Here is a 19,645-nt window from a genome sequence, read left to right as displayed (position 1 = left end):
ATTAAAAAAATAAATTTTATACTTCTTTAATTTCTTATAATATCAAAGTGTAATGAACATAAAAACTGTTCTATTTTCGTTGCTGTTTTTATATCTCAATCCCTAAACAAAATGCAAAAAACAATTAAAAAATAAAAAATTATGATTAACAGAATAAAACAACTTATTAAAACCGGTGAAAAAATTAATGTTGAATTTAAACTTGCACAGGGCGGTTTGCCGAAAAATATTTATGAAACCGTCTGCTCTTTTTTAAATACGAAAGGCGGTGAAATCATTTTAGGTGTTGACGATAAAAGAAATGTTGTGGGACTTCCTTCCGATAATATTGATAAATACAAAAAAGAATTTTCAACAGGAATCAACAATCCTACAAAACTGTTCCCGACGGTTTATCTTAATATGGAAGAATACACTATTAGCAATAAAAAAATATTATATATAAATATTCCGGAAGGTTCTCAAGTCTACAAATGTAACAATAAATATTATTTAAGAAATTATGAAGGTGATTACGATATTACACATAATCCGACATTAGTATCCAATTTATATTTAAGGAAAGATTCATCCTATTCGGAAAATAAAGTTTATCCTTATCTTTCCATGGAAGATTTAAATCAGTCTGTTATAAACAAAGCCAGAATTAAGGCCGTTAACAGAATACCGAAACATCCTTGGGAAAACTTAAATAATTTGGATTTATTAAAAAGTGCATCTTTATATAGAAAAGACCCTATAACGAAACAAGACGGTTTTACGCTTGCCTGTGTTTTGCTGTTCGGTAAAGATGAAATTATTCATAATATTGTTCCGCATTATAGAACGGATTTAATCGTTAGAATTGAAAATGAAGACCGTTACGACGACAGAGATACTGTAGATACAAATTTAATAGACAGTTTTGACAGAATAATGCAGTTTGTGGAAAAACATTTTTCATCACCGTTTTATTTGGAAGGGAATATAAGAATTGATATAAGAAATAAAATTTTTAGAGAAATTGCAGTTAATACTCTTATGCACAGAGAATATACAATGCACGATTTTGCAAGGTTTATTGTAGAAAAAGATAAAATAATAATGGAAAATGCAAATAAACCTTATATATTTGGGAATTTAAAACCAAACAATTTTAGACCTTATACAAAAAATCCGACAATTGCAAAAGTTTTTAAAGAAATAGGTTTTGCCGAAGAGTTAGGTTCCGGTGTTAGAAACATAATGAAATATTCAAAACAATATTTCGGCAGCGAACCTATTTTTAATGACGATTTTTTATTTACAACAACAATAACAAATTTAAAAAAAGATTTTTATCAAAAAATAAAAATCAGTAATCAAGTAAGCGAGCAAACAGAAAACAACAAACTAACAAAAAATAAAAGTACCAAAGAAAAAATTTTGGATGCTATTAGAGAAAATCCAAAGATAACAAAAAAAGAATTATCTTTAAAACTTAACATTAGTATTTCCGGCATAGATAAAAATATAAAGCAATTAAGACAGGATGGAATAATAAAAAGACTTGGTGCTAATAAAAATGGCAGTTGGCAAATAATAAAGTAAGTAATAAAAGTGCTCAAGTAAGTAATAAAGTAAGTAATAAAAGTGCTCAAGTAAGTAATAAAGTAAGGGGTAAACTGTATAAATTTATATAAAAACACCCTAACGGTTATTAGGGTGTTTTTTGGTTATTCCTATTGTTTCCTATGTTTAAAATTCGTCTGTTTTGTTTTTAACTTTTTCCTTAGCTTTTTCGTTAGCTTTGTTCAAATATATTTTTTTACTTTTTGAATTTTTCATATCTTTTTCAATATTTTGTTTTTGCTGTTCAGTATTATTTGATAGTGTTGTTACATTTTGTGCAGGATATTCGACAACTTTTGTATATTTTATTGCTAACCCTGTTGCCTTATAAATATAATTTAATTGCTTATATCTTCTTTTTACAAAATCTCCATCTTTATCGTAACTGTCAACAATTTTATGTGCTTCTATTTTATCTATTTTTACATTTATTACATCATCTGCATCTAATTTTGCAGCTTCTCTCATTAACATTTCATTTGTAATTTCGGAACCTGTTTTTTCTCCGTTAACATCTATTGTTACTTTTGATTCAACAAATATTATCCCTTTAGTAATATAATCTTTAACCGGAATTGCTGCTTCATTGTATGTTCCTGATTCATAATTCGCATATTTTCTTATTCCGTCATTTTCATATTCCATTACCTGCATTGTTTCACATCCGGTTAAAAACAAAACCCCGTAAAAAAGTAAAGTAATACTACAAAATTGCTTAACTTTAATCATAATTTTCTCCTTTTTAATATTTATTCTTCATAATTTGCTTTTATTCTTCTTTGAATTTCTAATCTTCTCTGCTTTTCTTGTTCTTCCTGCTGAATTCTTTTGGTTTCTTCTTCTATTTCTTGTTGCTCTTTCAATTCCGCTTTCTTTTTCTCCCTTAAAAATTCTTCTTTGGCTTTTCTTTTTGCTTGTATCTTTTTTATTTTTGCAATTTTTCTTTTTTCTTTAGCGGTTAAAAAACTGTATTTTATTCCGAAATTGCCGTCAAAGCCGGTTCTGTCTCCGCTTCTTCCCGTTAATTGAATATATAAACTCCATGGGCTGTTTTTAAAACTTTTATCTATTCCTGCACCAAATTCAACATAATTTCCTATTTTCTTTCCGTCAAATTCTACTTCCTCTGCTTTTACTTTTGCTTTATCACCTGCATTTACTATATAACCTATTAATCCGTAAGGTTGCCAACCGTTTTCTAAATTTAATTTTGCTTTTACTTGTGGTTCAAATATTATGTTTGCTACGGATTGTCCTTCAACTTTTGCTCCTTGTTTTGTTTGATATTCTTGGCTGTTTACATTTCCATACATCAACATTAAATTAGGTTCTAATGTCCAGTTATCATTTATTTCATAATTATATCCTGCTTTTGCACCAACAGAATACATATTCATATCAAAGTTATCCGTTCCGTAACTGCTTTGGCTTTCCGCTTTATTAAAATTGATGTTTGCCGTTAAGCCCGCATACCATTGTTCTTTTATTAACATTCCCGTTACACCTAAAATATACCCTGTTTGGTTTACTTTTACATTTTCATATTTCTGTTCACTTCCGGCATATCCTAAATATACAGATACTAAACTGTTTTCACCTGTTGCCACGTCAAGCCCGGCAAGTGTTCCCGTTAATGTATTATCTACAGATAAATTATCAAGATTTATCGTTTCTTGAGAATAAAAAGGTCTTAACCATAATCCGCTTTCTATTCTGTTTGTCTTTTGGAAAAATATTGTGTTTGCAGTTGAAGCATATAACGGACTTTTATCGGTAATTTTGTTTTTTACCTGTAATATTCTACTTCTAATATTTTCCATACTTGCAAATGCTTGGTTAAATATTGTTGTTTGTGTTACAAACCCACCGACGGAATTTGCCACTTGACTTTCAATTACCGTAAAATTAATATCTTTTGTTAAAGAAAAAATAAGGTTCCCTAAATTTTTGTTATACTCCACATCGTATTTAAATACTCTTGAATTTGCAGTATTGACTGATGTTATATTTCCTTTTAAAACAGTTGATGTTGTAAATGTTATGCTGATTTTTTCTTGTTTGGTATCAGTTAATATATTTATTTCATTTATATTTATTTTTCCTGTTCCGTCGTAATTATCTGCTGTAATTGTATCCATTTGTTTATTTATTAAATCAACATCAACTGATAAATTTAAATTATCTGTTACCGATATTGTTTTAAAATTATGTTGTTGAATTTTATTATTTGCTAAATCCATTGCAGAATTTTGTTCGGAATAAAAATTATTAACTTTTAATATTCCGTTTTCAGTTAACTTTAACATTGTTGCTTTTAGTTTTAATTTTTCTGCAGATATTTCCGAATTGTTTATAAATTCATTTAGTTTCTGTTCTGTATTATCTAAAGAACTTGCCATATTGATATTTGAATTTATTTCTATTTCTTTTTGATTGATAACATTATTATTTATTAAATTACAATTTATATATAACTTACCATTACCCATTATTTCATTATTATTTTCTGTTCCGGAATTCAAAATTAAAATTCCACTATTTATTATTTTTGCAATTATATTATTGTTATTTATTATTTTACCTGTTTCTGCTATATTTAATTCTTTCTGTTTTATTGTTCCATTATTTACAAAATTTCCATAAATTATTGTTATAGATGTGTTAGTTGTTTGGTCAATACTTCCATTATTTGTTCCACTACTTATCAATAATTTACCATTATTTATTACTTTTGCATTGTTATTTATTGTAAGCAGTTCCTTTATTGTTATTGTTGATGAATTTGTCAGTTGTTTATTTGCTAATATTTCTAAATTATTCTGTGTTATATTTGCTTGATTTGTTACATTATCATAAATTTGTGTTAAACCTGTTCCGGTAACTATATTATTATTCGTTCCACCATTAAATATTAAATTACCATTATTTTCTATTTGTCCGTTAATATTTGTTGCTGAGGTCGTTAATTGTTTTGAAGAGTTTATTTTTATATTGTTTGCTATCGTTGAACTATTTATTATTGAACCGTCAATCGTTGTTGTGCCTATTCCTAAAATATAGTTTTTATTTTCTCCTGCATTAAGAACTAAACTTCCATTGTTTTCTATTTGTCCGTCAATATTTGTTGCATTACTTTTTACAGTTCCGCTTTGCTCTATCGCAAGAGAAGAATTTATCGTTCCGTTATTCGTAAAATTTTCCGATATTGTTATTAAAGATGAGTTTGATATTTTCTCTATATTACCATTGTTTATTCCACTGTTTATTACTAATTTACCACTATTTATTATTTTTGCATTACTATTTATTGTAAGCAGTTCATTTATTGTTATGGTTGATTTATTTGTTAGTTTTTTGTTTGCTAATATTTCTAAATTATCTTGTGTTATATTTGCTTGATTTATTACATCATCGTATATTTGAATTGAACCCATTCCAATAATTATATTTCCAGTAATTATATTATTGTTTATTCCACCATTTAAAATTAAAGTACCATTATTTTCTATTTGTCCATTAATATTACTTGCATTGGTTGTTAATTTTTTTACATAATTTATTTTTACTTTGTTAATTACTGTTGAATTATTAATTACTTCTCCGTCTATTATCGTTGTTCCCGTTCCAGTTATTTGATTGTTGTTACTTCCGTCGTTAAATATCAATTTCCCATTATTTTGTATGCTTTTCTTAATGTTTGTTGCCGATGTGGTTAATTGCTTATTTTGATTTATTGTTACAAAATTTGTTATTGAAGAATCATTTGTAACAGTTCCGTCTATTATTGTCGTTCCAGTTCCGATTATTTGATTGTTGTTATTCCCACCAATAAATACTAAATTTCCATTATTTTCTATTTGCCCGTTAATATTTGTTGCTGAGGTCGTTAATTGTTTTGAAGAATTTATTTTTATATTGTTTACTATTGTTGAACTGTTTATCACTGAACCATCAATCGTTGTTATTCCACTGCCAAAAATATAATTATTATTTGTTCCTTCAATAAGTATTAAATTTGAATTATTTTCTATTTTTCCAACAATATTTTGTGCTTTTGTTTTTAAACTTCCATTGTTTTCTATTTCTATTTTGTTTTGTTCAATTACTGCATTTGCTAAATTAATACTTACACCATTTATTGTTGTTGTGCCTGTTCCTATAATTCCTTTTTCAAAACTGCTTGAAACATCTGTAAGCACCAAATTTCCATTATTTATTATGTCGTGTCCTTCATTATTACTAAAATTTGTTCCGCTAATATTTAAAGTTCCTTCATTTTTAATTGCACCGTAAGTATTATTAAATCCGCTCCAATTATTAACATTTTCTATATTTAAAGTTTTATCTTTTGCGACATATATTCCTTCAAAATTATTTGAACTTTTAACATAATAACCATTACCAAAAATCGTCAATTGATGTCCACCGAGATTTTCTAAATTTTCTGTAACGATTTCATCTTTTGATAAGGAATAAGATCTTACATATGTTTCTAAATTAATAACATCTTTAAAGGTTCTTTCGATTCCTGTTTTTTCATAATCGATCACTCCTTCTTTTAAACTATTTGTAAAAACATATTCGTACCCGTTATAATATCCGTTAGTTAATATGTTAATAGTTGGTGATTTTTCATTGTTAAATAATGTAATATATCCGCTATCATTTAATGTATTCAAAATATTTATAGCTTCTAAATTTATTTCACCTGTTATATTGTTTGTTATTGTAAAATTATCACTTTTATTGTCTCTTAAATCTACATCTATTTGCAAATTAACATTTGATGTTGTAGTTAAAGTTGATATTATTATGTTGTCTATTGAATTATTTAAAATATTAAATGTTCCACTACTTAAATTGATATTTCCGCTAAATAATTTGTTTGTATTAATATTATTACCATTAGTTTTTGCTTGTAATTCTATTTCTCCATTATATAAATTGACCGTTCCTAAAAAATCACTCATATCTTCATTTAATATTATTTTACCTATTGCATTGAGTGTTGATGTAGAACTGTTAATATTTAATATACTTTTGTTATCCTGAGATTTTATTCTATCATTAAAAATAATATTTTTATTTTCATTTGCTAACAAATTTATAGTTCCACTACTATCATATACTGCATTTGAAATACCTTTTATATTATTATTTTTAAATTCTATATCAGTAGTATTTGCTATTAAATTCAAATCCTTAGAATTATAAATAGCACCACCATAACTTGTTGCAGTATTGTTTATAAATTTTGCATCAACTATTGTCATCTGCCCTTCGTTTGCTATTGCTCCACCATAAGCAGTTATTCCCATTGCACTATTATTTATAAAAATCCCGGTAATGTTATTTATAATATGCTTATTATAAATGGCTCCACCATAAGCAGCACCATTTGATGATTTTGCATAATTACCGATGAAATTTGCAATTATATTATTTATACAATATTCACCAGTTAATGAATTTTTATTATAAATAGCACCTCCATAAGCATTCGAACGAGAATCAATATAATTTTCTATAAAATTTCCTGTTATATTCTGTATATCATGCACATTAAATATAGCTCCGCCATTACCCGTATAAGAAACTGATTTTACTGAGTTATTTATAAAAGTTCCATCAATATTTGTTATATATCCATTATTATATATTGCCCCTCCATTCCCACCTGATGAGCTGCCTGTAGCATAAACATAATTCAGTATAAAATCACCTTTTATGTTTGTTATATAAGCCATATTTCTTGTATCTATATCACAATTAGAAATGGCACCACCACTGCTTCTAACACCATTAGAATGATTTAATATAAAATTAGAATTTATGGTTACTATTGTAGTGTAATTATATATAGCACCACCACCACTCAAAACATTTGAATCATTACCGGAAGAAACTGTGTAGTTACCAACAAAATCACCAGTTACACTCTCTATATAAGATCTATTCCCTATAGAATTTTCTGTATTAAATATTGCTCCACCAAATGCACGAATCGAACCATTCTCATAATTATTTATAAAGATACCATCTATACTATTAATTTTGTATTTATAATTTATTATATTTCCACCATTGTAAAATTGGTCATATTGAGAATTGTGATTGTTAGCAAATATTCCATTTATTTTTGTGTCTGTTGCATAATTCAAAATTGTTCCTGTTGGTGAATTGTAAAAAAATTTATCTGAAATTGTTGTATTATTGGTTGTTATACTTTGGCTTGTATTCGTATAATTTGAATAGTTTATTTTTAAATTATAATCACTGGATGTTCCATTCTGAAGAACTATATTATTATTACTATCTTTAGCCCATTTATAATATATTGAATTACTTCCGGTTCCTATGTCGTTAATATTTATAGCAAAGTCAATTAGTTCGTTAATAGAATTATTTTCCGAATTTAACCAATATTGTTTTATTGTTGGAATAGAAGTTGATGAATCTTCTTCTAATTTCAAAACAGAAGTTTCAACAGTAAAAGTTTTTAAATCATTAACAGCATCTTCTCTATTTTCTTCAAAACTTACTCCAGTTGCAAAAATATTTATCGATAAAAATAACAAACTAACAATTAATAGAGTTTTTATTTTCATTAAATAACCTCTCTTAACATTTCAATTATTTCACCGCAATTTTTGACATTTTTAAATTTGTTATAAATTTCTTTATTTTCTTTAGGTAAGAATTCATATGTATCAATATCTTTGTAGAAAAAAATATCAACATATTCTGAATAGATTAATTGTTCTGTATCAAATAAACTAAAAAGCATTAAACTATTAGTTGTTATCATTTCGTTTAAAACTTTTATAATAAAATTAGCAATAAATTCAATATATTTATTCTTGTTATAAAAATCTTTTAAATATTCAATTTCCATAGGTTCTTTTATAGGTATGTTATTTTTAAACAAATAATAACTAATATTCCTAATTAGATATTCTTTTGTTTGAATATCTTCAATTTTTGATATTTTGTGTATTCGCGATAATAAAACACATATTTTTTCTCTACTTACATTGTCTTTATTTGTTATTTTTGCTACTATTTCTTTATCATAAACATCTATATTTCTAATTAGATAATTTTCAAAAATTTTTAAACAAAAATATAGTAATTTATACCCATCTGAATAAATATCTTTATTATATTCCCAACAATTTTTTTCATATATAAATATTTCTTTTTCTGAACAATTAAAATTTTGCCAATTTATAAAATTTAAGAATTTTTTAGTTAAAACATAACTAGGAGTATTTAATCTCTTTATTTTTAATAAATCTATTTGGTTTATTAAAAGATTTTTGAATTGTGTGTCATCAATTGGATTTATAAAAATTTGAATTTTCTTTTTATCAACTAAATTTTTAAGTTCATCAAAAAAGCTTTCTCTTTTTTTTAAACTTAACAAAATACTATCATCAAAATATATTTTTTTCATATATACATTACCCTAAGATTTTAAAGTTTGTTTTTTCTCTATTAATTAAGTAATAAATTAATAAAAAAATACATATTCTATGACAATATATTACATAATATGTAAGTTTTTATCAAATTATGGAATAATTTACCATTAAAATTAATATTTATAATTGTTATTATTTTATATATAGGAAGGTAATGACAATGAAAAAAGATATTAAAAAATTATTTGGTTTAAAAGTTAAAGAATACAGAATTAAAAATGGTTTAAGACAATGTAATTTAGCCGATTTAGTTGATGTTGATCCTAAAACAATCAGTTGTATAGAATCGGGCAAAAATTTTCCTTCTCCAAATTTAATTTACAGGTTAGCGATTGCACTTAAAGTTGAACCGAAAGATTTATTTGAATTTTATCATTTGCAAAACGAAAAAGATTTGAAAAAAGATATAACGGCAATGTTGGACAAGCTTTCCAAAGAAAACCTTTCTTTAGTTTACAAATTCATCCGCACCTTCGTTTTGTAGTTTCTTTCCGGTTCCTTTCTTTTAAAAAATCTTTTAAATTTAAAATCTCTAAAAAAATCAAAAATCTTTATAAAAAACTTAAACTTGTTCCAAAAATTTATATTTTTTAGTAAAATTATTTTATGAGCAGAAAAACTTTTTATGTATTAGCATGTGCAAACGGCAGTGGTAAAAGTACAATTGCAAAAGAACTGTTACAAGAACATAAATTGGAATATATCAATGCTGATGATATAGCAAAGGAATTAAACCCTACAAATATTTCAAAAGTTAAAATTTCTGCAGGTAAAGAAACAAAAAGAAGAATAGAAAATTGCTTTAAAGAAAAATTATCTCTTGCTGTGGAAACAACATTATCCGGTAATAATTATGTTAATACATTCAAAATAGCAAAAGATTTAGGATATAGAATTATTTTACTTTATACATTTGTTGATAATTCAAAAACCTGTATTGAAAGAATAAAAGTAAGGGTTAAAAACGGCGGACATCCTGTTCCGGACGAAGATGTTATTCGCAGATATAAAAGAAGTATTTCAAACTTTTGGAATAAGTATAAAAGTTTGGCAGATGAATGGTTGTTGTATTATAACGGAAATGAAAATTATTTATTTGTCGCACAAAAAGGTAAAGGAAAAGAAGTGGAAATAATAAACGAAAACTTATATACTTTGTTTAGGAAAAATTTATGACAGATTTAGCTATAAAACTTACCAGAATAGGTTCAAGAGCCGTTAAAAAAGCTCAAGAAGAAAATACCAAAAAAGGTATTCCGAATGTTTATTGTATTAACGGCAAAATTGTATATCAACTACCGGACGGCACAATAACAGACAAATCACCCTTTAAATAATATTTTATATTACAAACAACAAGCGACATATTAATTATGATTGAAGAACGTGGGAGTTTTCCTTCTTCCGAACTTATAGGCAGGTTAGCGACTGCACTTAAAGTTGAACCGAAGGACTTATTTGAGTTTTATCTTTGCAAAACGAAAAAATACCTAAAAAATATAAGATGGTTTATAATAATTATTCGTTGCATTTAAAAAGCTTTAGTTGCAACGGTGTTGTATTTAAAAATTTTTCTCTTTCTTTATCGTTTGCCAAAAAATCGGCAACTTTATCATCTTTAACAACTACAACCTGGTAAGCCCAGTTATACGGGTTTCCTCTTAGAATTGATTTAGGTATTCTTATTTTATTTTCCGTTCTCATTAATTTGCGAACAGGAGCGGGAGAATCTATAATAAATTTATAAACGTAAATAGTTTTTCCTTTTACACGTATTGCATATTCCCATGCATTTTCCGAAACAAAAAAACCGTTAAGCGGTTTTAACATTTTATGTTCGCCCGTATCAATTATTCCGTTCATATCTATATAAATATCAAAATTTTCAAGTTCCGAATTTGAATTCACATAAAAATCAACATAGCCGTCATTTGTTCTTATTTCAAAACTTTTAATAATACCGGTGCTGTTAAGTTTATACCCTTTATCCGTTTTTGTAAAACAACTTTGTTGATTTTGTTGTTGTTTGTTTTCCGAAACCGATTCACGAACATTTATATTCGGAATATCTTCTCCTGACAGTTTAAAAACATTTTTAAAAGAAACGTCAAATAATTTTTTTGCGGTTTCATCATTTTTTATTATTTTTGTTACCAAAGAAGAACTATACATGTTTGTAAATTCACTGAAAATCGTTTCGTACATTTGCGAATATTGTTGGCTATCAACTTCTTCGGAAGCTTTAGCAATTTTTATCAACATATCTTTCGGTAAATATTTATCTTTATATAAAACGACCTCGTTAAATTTTATTGTTTTATCAAGCAAGTCAGAAGGCAGTATAACATCGGTATGTTTGCTTGTTTCAAAAAAGTTTATAATGTATGCCATTAATTTGTCATTTTGCAGATGTTTTTGACTTAATAAAACAGGTATAATCGAATTTTTATTTTGTGCCAACCAGGTTGATATTTGTTTTTCCGCAGACGGAAATTTTTTTGATAAAGCAAATAAAATAACACCTTCATTATAAAATACGCCTGATAAATTTGTGTTTTCCGGTTTTGCGGTTGTCCAAACAATATCATGTTTGTAAAATATTTTTAAAGTTTCGTTATTTAAAATACCGTCGGTTAAAAACAATCCGTAAGTATCACCGGAAAACAAATTAGAATAGCTTTCCTTGTAGTTTTCCAATAAATTACTTAAATCGTCCTCCCTGTCAAAAGACAATGAACTGTCAGCTGAAATTTCTTCCGATAATAAAGGGAAATACGGTTCACTTGTAATTTCCAATACGGGTTCAAGTTTACCCGAACTTATCAAATTTTCAATTTCCAGACGTAACTGACTTTGCGGGTTTATCCTTGCAACAAATTTAAATTCGTTTGATGTAAGTATTTTATCAAGCGTTTTTTGTGATATTGAATTTAAATCGTCAACAAAAAATACAATGCTTTTATCTTTTGCATATACGTTAATTATACAGAAAACAAAAATGATTATAAATGCAAATAATAGTTTTTTCATGAGTTTTACTTTTTCTTCTCGGATTTAGACTGTTTTGCAGGTTGTTTTGTTTCATCCTGTTTGCTTTCAATTTTGGTCAGCCCGTGTTTTTCTCTTATAGCATTTTCTATTTCAAGTGCAACTTGCGGGTTAGCATTTAAAAATTCTTTAAATTTATCTTTTCCCTGGAATCTTTCTTCTTTATATGTATAGAAAGCACCGGCTTTTTCAATGAAACCGTCATTAACACCTATATCTGTAAGATAGCCGGTTTTATCTATACCGATACCGAACACTATATCAAATTCCGCTTGTTTAAAAGGTGCGGCAACTTTATTTTTTACAACTTTAACCCTAACGGTATTGCCTACAATTTCGTTATTCTTTTTTATTGCTTCTATTTTTCTTATATCAAGACGAACGGAAGAATAAAATTTTAACGCAAGTCCGCCGGGTGTAGTTTCGGGGTTACCCCACATAACACCTATTTTTTGCCTTAACTGGTTAATAAATATTATTGAAGTTTTTGATTTTGAAACGGTAGGAGTAAGTTTTCTTAACCCCTGGCTCATTAAACGTGCCTGAATACCTACGAAAGAATCACCCATTTCGCCTTCAATTTCAGCCCTCGGAACAAGTGCCGCAACGGAATCTATTACTATTAAATCAACTGCACCCGAACGAACAAGTTTATCTGCAATTTCAAGCCCCTGTTCGCCGGAATCCGGTTGAGATATCAACATATTTTCAACATCTACACCCAAATTTGCTGCATAATCCGCATCCATTGCATGTTCGGCATCAATGTAAGCAACTATTCCGCCCTGTTTTTGTGCTTGAGCTGCCATACAAAGAGCAAGTGTAGATTTCCCGGAAGATTCTGGTCCGTAAATTTCTATAATTCTACCCCTGGGAATTCCTCCTATTCCTATGGCTATATCTAAAGGTAAAGAACCTGTAGGTATTACATTATTTACGTCAACTTTTGCATGTTGTTCACCTAATCTCATAATTGCTTCTTTACCGAAATCTTTTTCAATTTGAGATAATGCTAAATCCAAAGCTTTTAATTTTTCGTCTTTACCCATTATTATTCCTCCGAATTTTATTTTTAGAATAATATACAATACATTTGTAGTATTGTCAAGTTTTATTTTTTATTTAAAACTTCCAGCGATTCCCTTGCTATCATAAGTTCTTCGTTTGTAGGGATAACCATAACTTTTATTTTGGAATCACTTGCGGAAATAAATCTTTCTTTGCTGCTTCTTGGTTCATTTAAAGCTTTATCTATTTTTATACCGAGGTTATCAAGCCCTTCACATATTTTTGCTCGTGTTAAGGGTGAATTTTCTCCTATACCTGCGGTAAATACTATACCGTCGATACCGTTAAGTATTCCGTAATAGGCACACAAATATTTTTTGCCGCTGTAACACAACATATTAAATGCAAGTTCGGCTTTTTTATCTCCGGCAAGCATTGCATCTTCAACTTCTCTCATATCACCGCCTGCAATACCGGAAACGGCTGCAACACCGCTTTGTTTATTTAAAAGATTATTTAATTGGTCCGATGTCATTTTAGGATATTTTGCCAATATATGCACAATAACCGCAGGGTCAATATCACCGCACCTTGTTCCCATAACAAGCCCTGCCAAAGGTGTAAAGCCCATAGATGTATCTATAACTTTACCGTTTTTTATTGCCGTTATTGAACTGCCATTACCCAAATGGCATGTAATTAAATTTACTTTATCAACGGGAATATTTAACATTGCCGCAGCTTTTTGTGTTACATATTTGTGAGATGTTCCGTGCATACCGTATCTGCGGACATGGTCCTGTTCGTAATATTCGCTCGGAATTGCATACCTGTAAGCATAGTCGGGCATTGTTTGATGAAATGCGGTATCAAATACCAATACCGACGGAATTCCGGGAAGCATTTTTTCAACCGCTTCTATACCTGCATAATGGTGAGGTGTATGTAAAGGTGCTATCGAATAACATTCTTTCAAATCTTTTTTAACCTGTTCGTTAACAAGAACCGGTTTTGAAAATTTATATCCGCCGTGCACAACTCTGTGCCCGATAACGGCAATTTCTTTTATATCTTTAATACTTCCTGTTTTTTCGTCAAGCAAATCTTTTATTATTATTTGAACCGCTTCAAAATGGTTTGCAACTTTGCATGAAGTTTTTACCTGAGGAACGGTTAAAGTTTGCCTTTTGTAAAATGCCTCTTCAAGCCCTATGCATTCTACAAGCCCCCAGGCAATTTTTTGCTGGTTTTCCATATCAAACAAAGAATATTTTACCGACGATGAACCGCAATTAACAACTAAAACTTTCATTATGTTTCCCCTTTTTTTATAAACTTTTGTTCATTATATCATATTTTAAATTCTTTTTTCGTGTTTTATTTTTTGTAAATAAAAAATACATTAATTGTAAATTGTAAATTTTAAATTATAAATTGTCGTATTAAACTTGCTTTGAAAATTTAAATGTGGTATCATAAACGGATAATACCGCTAAGGAGAAGCAAGTTGTTAAAAAAAATATTTTTTATTTTATCGGCAATTTTATTTATTCAAACAAATTTATTTGCCGTAACCGTTACGGAATTGATAGATACTCCTACATATTCCATTTTGGATTACGGAAGTTATGAAATGCAATTTAGAATTTTTAATAACGGCGGTGTTACGTCCAAAATATCTTTCGGAATTTTTAAAGCTTTAAATTTGGGTGTAAGTTGGGAATTAAGTAATATAGTTGGTGTAGGAAATACCGTAGTTGCCATTCCGGCATTACAAATAAAATTAAATGTATATGAGGGCGATGCAAAGTTTCCCGGTGTTGCCGTAGGTTATGACGGACAAGGATTCTTTTATAATGATTCCAACAGTGAATTTTTACAAAAAGGTAAAGGTATTTATACCGTTATAGGAAAAGAGTTGTTGTTACCCGGGTTGAATTTTAATCTCGGTTTAAATGTAAATGATTTTAAAGAAGTTCGTTTGTTGGGTTTTGTCGGCAGTTCTTATTCAATAGTAGATGACTCTTTTTTGGCTATGTTGGAATATGATAATATAGGAAAAGGAGCCGATGCAAGACTTAATTTAGGTTTTAAATTGTGGGCCACCGAAAATTTCGGTATTGATTTTATATTAAGAAATATATTGACCGGTGATGAGGAAAGATTCGGTTGTGAAAGAATTTTAAGATTAAGTTATTACGGTAGGTTTTAAGAGGTTAAAAAATGAGTGAATTTGCTTTGGATTTTGAACAACCGGTAATAGAACTTGAAAAGAAAATATTAAGTTTAAAAGTTTCTGCCGAACATAGTAAAATAGATTTTTCAAGTGAAATTGCAGACCTTGAAGAGAAAAAAGAAAAACTAAAAAAACGGATATACGGTTCGTTAACTTCATGGCAGAAAATAGCCATTGCACGTCATCCGGACAGACCGTATACTTTGGATTACATTAAATATATCTGTGAAAATTTTGTTGAGCTTCACGGAGACAGGGTATTCGGGGATGACCCCGCTTTAGTTTGCGGGCTTGCTACAATAGATACAAAGCCGGTTGTTGTTATAGGTCATCAAAAAGGAAAAACCATTCAGGAAAATCTTGACAGAAATTTTGCAATGGCACATCCTGAAGGTTACAGAAAAGCATTAAGATTGATGAAATTTGCCGAAAAGTTCAACAAACCTATTATAACTTTTATAGGAACGGCAGGTGCTTATCCCGGGATTGCGGCAGAAGAAAGAGGACAGGCAGAAGCAATAGCAAGAAATTTAAGAGAAATGTCAAATTTAAAAGTTCCGGTAATAAGTATCGTTATAGGTGAAGGCGGTTCGGGTGGTGCACTTGGTATAGGTGTTGCGAACAGAGTTTTAATGCTTGAAAATGCTTACTACTCGGTAATATCACCGGAAGGTTGTGCGGCTATTTTATTTAGGGATGCAACAAAAGCAAAAGAAGCTGCCGAAGCATTAAAAATAACGGCAAAAGACTTATTAAAATTTAAGGTTATAGATGAAATTATACCGGAACCTATCGGCGGTGCTCATATCGACCCTGTTGAAACGGCGATGAACGTAAAAAGAGCGATAAGTAAACATTTAAGTGCTCTTTTACAGATGTCAAAAAAAGAACTTTCACAAGACAGATATAATAAATTCAGAGTTATGGGTGTTTACGAGGAAAATTTAAAAGAAAAAGCAATAAAGAATAAGTCAGCAGAAAAAAATACAAGAAAAATCAGGAGGAAATGAAATGGCTTTAGTTCCAATGAAACAAATTTTAGAGGAAGCAAGAAAAAAGGGCTATGGAGTAGGTGCTTACAATGTTAATAACATGGAGCAGATTCAGGCAATTATGGCTGCAGCTCAGGAAACACAGTCACCGGTTATTATTCAGGCAAGCAGAGGAGCATTAAAATACTCGAATTTTACATATTTGGGATATTTAATGAAAGCTGCCGTTATAGAAAACCCTACAATTCCGGTTGCAATGCACTTAGATCACGGTAATTCTTTGGACAGTGCAAAAAAAGCTATTGATTTGGGCTTTTCGTCGGTTATGATAGACGGTTCATTAAAAGAAGACGGAAAAACTCCTTCCGACTATGAATATAATGTTAACGTAACAAGATCAGTTGTTGAATATGCACATAAATACGGTGTTACCGTAGAAGCTGAAATAGGAAGATTAGGCGGAATTGAAGACGGAGTAGGTTCGGGTTCCGCACATATTACCGATCCTAAAGAAGCCGAACAGTTTGTAAAAGATACCGGTGTTGATGCACTTGCAATTGCAATAGGAACATCGCACGGTGCTTATAAATTCAAAGGTGCAAAAGTTTTGGCATTTGATGTTTTGGAAGAAGTTAGAAAACTTATAGATATTCCTATAGTTCTTCACGGGGCATCATCGGTTCCTAAAGAATTGATAGATGCAGTAAATAAATACGGCGGAAAAATGCCGGGTGCGGAAGGTGTTCCAATGGAACATTTACAAAAAGCAATTAAACTCGGTGTTCAAAAAATTAATGTTGATACCGACGGGAGACTTGCAATGACGGCTACTATCAGAAAAGTATTTACCGAAACCCCGGAAAAATTTGACCCGAGAGATTATTTAGGTCCTGCAAGAACGGCACTACAAGGTTTGATAGCAAGTAAAATGAAAGCTTTCGGTACAGCAGGCCATGCCGGAGATTATGCTCCTATGACATTGGAAGATATGAAAAAAATATATAAATAAATTTGACATTTTGTTGATACTCTGTTATAATTCAATAATATAAGTGTAAGAAGTTGATATAATTTTGGAAAGGGGTGCTGTTTATGGCAAGTTATGAAATTAACAAGATTGCAGTAGGTTCTTTGGTTAAAAGTTTTCCGATAGTGTTTGCATTGCTTGGTACCTTAATAGGAATTTTTACGTTCTTTATTTTCCCTACAGAATTGGCTTCTAATTTAGGTTTCGGTGCAAGAATTCTTTCTTGGTTGATTTTTATAGTTTTGTATACGGCTATAATGTCAATAGGTTTGGTTGTTGTTGCTGCACTTTTTAATCTTGTTGCAGGCAAGTTGGGAAAAGGCATTGTTGTAAACTTGGAACAATCTGAAGAATAAATACAATTTGTTTAAAACACAATTTGTTGTCGGTTAACTAACCGGCAACAAATTGTGTTTAATATCCTTTAAAGGTTTTTTAATGGGTATCCGCTTTAAATTTACTCTATACATTTCAATCCTTTTATTGTTTGTTATAGTCGGTGTTTCTTATACTATTTTTGTAGCACAAAAAGAGTTCCTTACATATCAGTTTTCTCAATCAAGAATGAAAACATTAAAAAGTTTTTATTCAATGTGTTATCAGGCATCAAAAGTAAAAGATGATTTGCAAATTCATAATGCGATAAAATATTTAATAAAAACTTATAACCCGTCTGTTGTATATGCCGGTTATGTAAATCAAAATAACATAGTTATGTACTCATCAAGAGATAACAATAGAAATATTGACAGTGAATTTCGGCAAAGAATAAAAAAAGTCGACACGAAATTATCCAATAAATATTTATCATTAAGCGGTGAAAATATTAATGAATATTGTATTCCGTTAAATGTTTCAAATAAAAATACTGGAACTTTTATTGTCGGTTTTTCACAAGATGAAATGCAAAAGCAAATAGATGCCGGAATTTCCACAATGACTTCGGAGATAAAAAAAGTTGCAATAGTAGCAATAATATTGGGAATTCTTATAGCAAATTTTTTAGGTTACAGATTATCGAAACCGTTAAATTTATTAACAAAAACCGCAAAGCAAATTGCCGACGGTAATTTGGATGTTGAAGTTTCTTCAAACAGTAAGGATGAAATAGGAGTTTTATCTCAAAGTTTTAACAATATGGCAAAACAGTTGAAGGAACTTGATTCAATGAAAGACAGTTTTGTTTCAAGCGTATCTCATGAACTTCGTTCTCCGTTATCTGCAATAGACGGATATTGTAATCTTTTAATTGATAATATAAATAAAGGCAGTTCTAAAGAACAGCAATTAAAAGGTTTAAATATAATAAAACAGGCAACAATACGGCTTACTAATTTTATAAATAATATTTTGGATTTGGCAAAAATAAAAGCTAATAAACTTGAAATTAAAAAAGTTGATGCCGATATTTCCGCTGTTATAAATGAAATAGTTTCCTTATTTAAACCTTTGGCATTACAACAGAATAAAAATATTATTTATGAAAGTGTTAATCAACATGTAATTGTTAATATTGATATTGAAAGAATAAAACAACTTGTTACAAATTTGATAGGTAATGCAATGAAATTCACAAAAGCAAACGGGAATATAATATTGACGTTGTTTCCGGAATCTTCCGGATACGGAGAGGATTATCTTGAGGTTTGGGTTAAAGATGACGGTGTCGGTATTCCTAAAAGTCAGGTGGATATGATATTCAAAAAATTTTTCCAAGTTAAAGACAGTGAATTTAAAAGACCGAAAGGGACAGGGTTAGGATTAACGATAGTTGCGGAAATGATAAAACTGCATAACGGTTATATTTGGGCGGAAAGCGAACTCGGCAAAGGTACTGTTTTTAAATTTGTTTTACCGAAAAATTAGAATACCGAAAGAACCTAAGTAAATTTGCAAAGCAAATTTTAAGGATAAATTATGATTAAAAACACTATTGTAATAGTTGATGATGATGATAGCATAAGGGAATTGGTAGGAGATTTGCTTGAATTTGAAGGTTTTAGAGTAATAAAATGCGCCGACACCGACGACGGCTATAAAAAAATTTTGCAATATAAACCGGACTTAATTTGTTTGGATGTAAAAATGCCACAGATAGGCGGGGTGGAACTTTGTCGTATTATAAGACAAACTCCGTCAATAAAACATATACCGGTAATAATGTTGACAGTTGAATCTACCGAGCACGATAAAGTAACCGGCTTAACCGTAGGTGCCGATGACTATATTACAAAACCTTTCAGTAACCAGGAATTGCTTG

General features: G+C 29.3%; 16 protein-coding genes. 10 read left to right on the top strand and 6 right to left on the bottom strand.

What is annotated here, in order from left to right; all coding sequences use genetic code 11:
• The first annotated feature begins 141 nt into the window (after nucleotides 1–141).
• Nucleotides 142–1,569, top strand: a complete 1,428-nt coding sequence (locus ACMUOV_RS06035) for an RNA-binding domain-containing protein (protein WP_413854208.1) — start codon at nucleotides 142–144, stop codon at nucleotides 1,567–1,569.
• A 147-nt stretch (nucleotides 1,570–1,716) separates the two neighbouring features.
• Here the strand turns inward: ACMUOV_RS06035 and ACMUOV_RS06030 are convergent, their stop codons facing one another.
• Genes ACMUOV_RS06030 through ACMUOV_RS06020 form a run of 3 tightly spaced genes read right to left on the bottom strand, consistent with a single transcriptional unit; the run spans nucleotide 1,717 to nucleotide 9,046 of the window.
• A complete protein-coding gene (locus tag ACMUOV_RS06030) occupies nucleotides 1,717–2,319 on the bottom strand; it encodes a hypothetical protein (RefSeq protein WP_413854207.1) in 603 nt (200 codons plus the stop codon).
• A 20-nt stretch (nucleotides 2,320–2,339) separates the two neighbouring features.
• The gene (locus ACMUOV_RS06025; RefSeq protein ID WP_413854206.1) at nucleotides 2,340–8,198 is read right to left on the bottom strand and encodes an autotransporter domain-containing protein; all 5,859 of its coding nucleotides are present in this window, start codon (nucleotides 8,196–8,198) and stop codon (nucleotides 2,340–2,342) included.
• A complete protein-coding gene (locus tag ACMUOV_RS06020) occupies nucleotides 8,198–9,046 on the bottom strand; it encodes a hypothetical protein (protein ID WP_413854205.1) in 849 nt (282 codons plus the stop codon). Before ACMUOV_RS06020 ends, ACMUOV_RS06025 begins: the two co-directional genes overlap by 1 nt.
• A gap of 188 nt (nucleotides 9,047–9,234) precedes the next feature.
• Here ACMUOV_RS06020 and ACMUOV_RS06015 point away from each other — a divergent pair, with 188 nt between their 5' ends.
• The 3 genes from ACMUOV_RS06015 (at nucleotide 9,235) to ACMUOV_RS06005 (ending at nucleotide 10,411) form a co-directional block, all read left to right on the top strand.
• Nucleotides 9,235–9,558, top strand: coding sequence for a helix-turn-helix domain-containing protein (locus ACMUOV_RS06015; RefSeq protein WP_413854204.1), 324 nt, complete (start codon nucleotides 9,235–9,237; stop codon nucleotides 9,556–9,558).
• Nucleotides 9,559–9,680: 122 nt separating this feature from the next.
• On the top strand, nucleotides 9,681–10,250 hold the full coding sequence (locus ACMUOV_RS06010) for an AAA family ATPase (RefSeq protein ID WP_413854203.1): 570 nt from the start codon (nucleotides 9,681–9,683) through the stop codon (nucleotides 10,248–10,250).
• The gene (locus ACMUOV_RS06005) at nucleotides 10,247–10,411 is read left to right on the top strand and encodes a hypothetical protein (RefSeq protein ID WP_413854202.1); all 165 of its coding nucleotides are present in this window, start codon (nucleotides 10,247–10,249) and stop codon (nucleotides 10,409–10,411) included. Before ACMUOV_RS06010 ends, ACMUOV_RS06005 begins: the two co-directional genes overlap by 4 nt.
• 181 nt (nucleotides 10,412–10,592) lie before the next feature.
• Here ACMUOV_RS06005 and ACMUOV_RS06000 read toward each other — a convergent pair whose 3' ends face one another.
• The 3 genes from ACMUOV_RS06000 to ACMUOV_RS05990 form a co-directional block, all read right to left on the bottom strand.
• A complete protein-coding gene (locus ACMUOV_RS06000) occupies nucleotides 10,593–12,104 on the bottom strand; it encodes a hypothetical protein (RefSeq protein WP_413854201.1) in 1,512 nt (503 codons plus the stop codon).
• A gap of 5 nt (nucleotides 12,105–12,109) precedes the next feature.
• Nucleotides 12,110–13,171 carry a recombinase RecA gene (gene recA, locus ACMUOV_RS05995; RefSeq protein ID WP_413854200.1) on the bottom strand — a complete coding sequence of 354 codons (1,062 nt, stop codon included), beginning with the start codon at nucleotides 13,169–13,171 and terminating at the stop codon, nucleotides 12,110–12,112.
• A gap of 62 nt (nucleotides 13,172–13,233) precedes the next feature.
• A complete protein-coding gene (locus ACMUOV_RS05990) occupies nucleotides 13,234–14,442 on the bottom strand; it encodes an acetate/propionate family kinase (RefSeq protein ID WP_413854199.1) in 1,209 nt (402 codons plus the stop codon).
• A gap of 195 nt (nucleotides 14,443–14,637) precedes the next feature.
• On the opposite strand from ACMUOV_RS05990, the gene ACMUOV_RS05985 reads away from it, so the two are divergent.
• From ACMUOV_RS05985 to ACMUOV_RS05960, 6 genes are all read left to right on the top strand, one after another.
• Nucleotides 14,638–15,342, top strand: coding sequence for a hypothetical protein (locus tag ACMUOV_RS05985; protein WP_413854198.1), 705 nt, complete (start codon nucleotides 14,638–14,640; stop codon nucleotides 15,340–15,342).
• 11 nt (nucleotides 15,343–15,353) lie between these two features.
• The gene (locus tag ACMUOV_RS05980) at nucleotides 15,354–16,376 is read left to right on the top strand and encodes an acetyl-CoA carboxylase carboxyltransferase subunit alpha (protein ID WP_413854197.1); all 1,023 of its coding nucleotides are present in this window, start codon (nucleotides 15,354–15,356) and stop codon (nucleotides 16,374–16,376) included.
• Between the two features lies 1 nt (nucleotide 16,377).
• A complete protein-coding gene (gene fba, locus ACMUOV_RS05975) occupies nucleotides 16,378–17,367 on the top strand; it encodes a class II fructose-1,6-bisphosphate aldolase (protein WP_413854196.1) in 990 nt (329 codons plus the stop codon).
• 83 nt (nucleotides 17,368–17,450) lie between these two features.
• A complete protein-coding gene (locus ACMUOV_RS05970; protein ID WP_413854195.1) occupies nucleotides 17,451–17,741 on the top strand; it encodes a hypothetical protein in 291 nt (96 codons plus the stop codon).
• Between the two features lie 82 nt (nucleotides 17,742–17,823).
• Nucleotides 17,824–19,251 carry an ATP-binding protein gene (locus tag ACMUOV_RS05965; RefSeq protein ID WP_413854194.1) on the top strand — a complete coding sequence of 476 codons (1,428 nt, stop codon included), beginning with the start codon at nucleotides 17,824–17,826 and terminating at the stop codon, nucleotides 19,249–19,251.
• A 51-nt stretch (nucleotides 19,252–19,302) separates the two neighbouring features.
• Nucleotides 19,303–19,645 (top strand): response regulator transcription factor (locus ACMUOV_RS05960; RefSeq protein ID WP_413854193.1); only part of this gene is annotated, 343 nt, incomplete at its 3' end.

The organism is Candidatus Ruminimicrobium bovinum (assembly GCF_902760015.1).
GTDB classification, from domain to species: Bacteria; Elusimicrobiota; Endomicrobiia; order Endomicrobiales; family Endomicrobiaceae; genus Ruminimicrobium; species Ruminimicrobium bovinum.
The sequence above is the reverse complement of the archived record's forward strand: the minus strand, read 5'-3'. Positions and strand labels throughout refer to the sequence as shown.

Excerpts from the sequence above, each read along its gene's own strand:
- ACMUOV_RS06035 (WP_413854208.1), top strand. The coding sequence starts at position 142 with ATGATTAACAGAATAAAACAACTTATTAAAACCGGTGAAAAAATTAAT.
- ACMUOV_RS06030 (WP_413854207.1), bottom strand. The coding sequence starts at position 2,319 with ATGATTAAAGTTAAGCAATTTTGTAGTATTACTTTACTTTTTTACGGG.
- ACMUOV_RS06025 (WP_413854206.1), bottom strand. The coding sequence starts at position 8,198 with ATGAAAATAAAAACTCTATTAATTGTTAGTTTGTTATTTTTATCGATA.
- ACMUOV_RS06020 (WP_413854205.1), bottom strand. The coding sequence starts at position 9,046 with ATGAAAAAAATATATTTTGATGATAGTATTTTGTTAAGTTTAAAAAAA.
- ACMUOV_RS06015 (WP_413854204.1), top strand. The coding sequence starts at position 9,235 with ATGAAAAAAGATATTAAAAAATTATTTGGTTTAAAAGTTAAAGAATAC.
- ACMUOV_RS06010 (WP_413854203.1), top strand. The coding sequence starts at position 9,681 with ATGAGCAGAAAAACTTTTTATGTATTAGCATGTGCAAACGGCAGTGGT.
- ACMUOV_RS06005 (WP_413854202.1), top strand. The coding sequence starts at position 10,247 with ATGACAGATTTAGCTATAAAACTTACCAGAATAGGTTCAAGAGCCGTT.
- ACMUOV_RS06000 (WP_413854201.1), bottom strand. The coding sequence starts at position 12,104 with ATGAAAAAACTATTATTTGCATTTATAATCATTTTTGTTTTCTGTATA.
- recA (WP_413854200.1), bottom strand. The coding sequence starts at position 13,171 with ATGGGTAAAGACGAAAAATTAAAAGCTTTGGATTTAGCATTATCTCAA.
- ACMUOV_RS05990 (WP_413854199.1), bottom strand. The coding sequence starts at position 14,442 with ATGAAAGTTTTAGTTGTTAATTGCGGTTCATCGTCGGTAAAATATTCT.
- ACMUOV_RS05980 (WP_413854197.1), top strand. The coding sequence starts at position 15,354 with ATGAGTGAATTTGCTTTGGATTTTGAACAACCGGTAATAGAACTTGAA.
- fba (WP_413854196.1), top strand. The coding sequence starts at position 16,378 with ATGGCTTTAGTTCCAATGAAACAAATTTTAGAGGAAGCAAGAAAAAAG.
- ACMUOV_RS05970 (WP_413854195.1), top strand. The coding sequence starts at position 17,451 with ATGGCAAGTTATGAAATTAACAAGATTGCAGTAGGTTCTTTGGTTAAA.
- ACMUOV_RS05965 (WP_413854194.1), top strand. The coding sequence starts at position 17,824 with ATGGGTATCCGCTTTAAATTTACTCTATACATTTCAATCCTTTTATTG.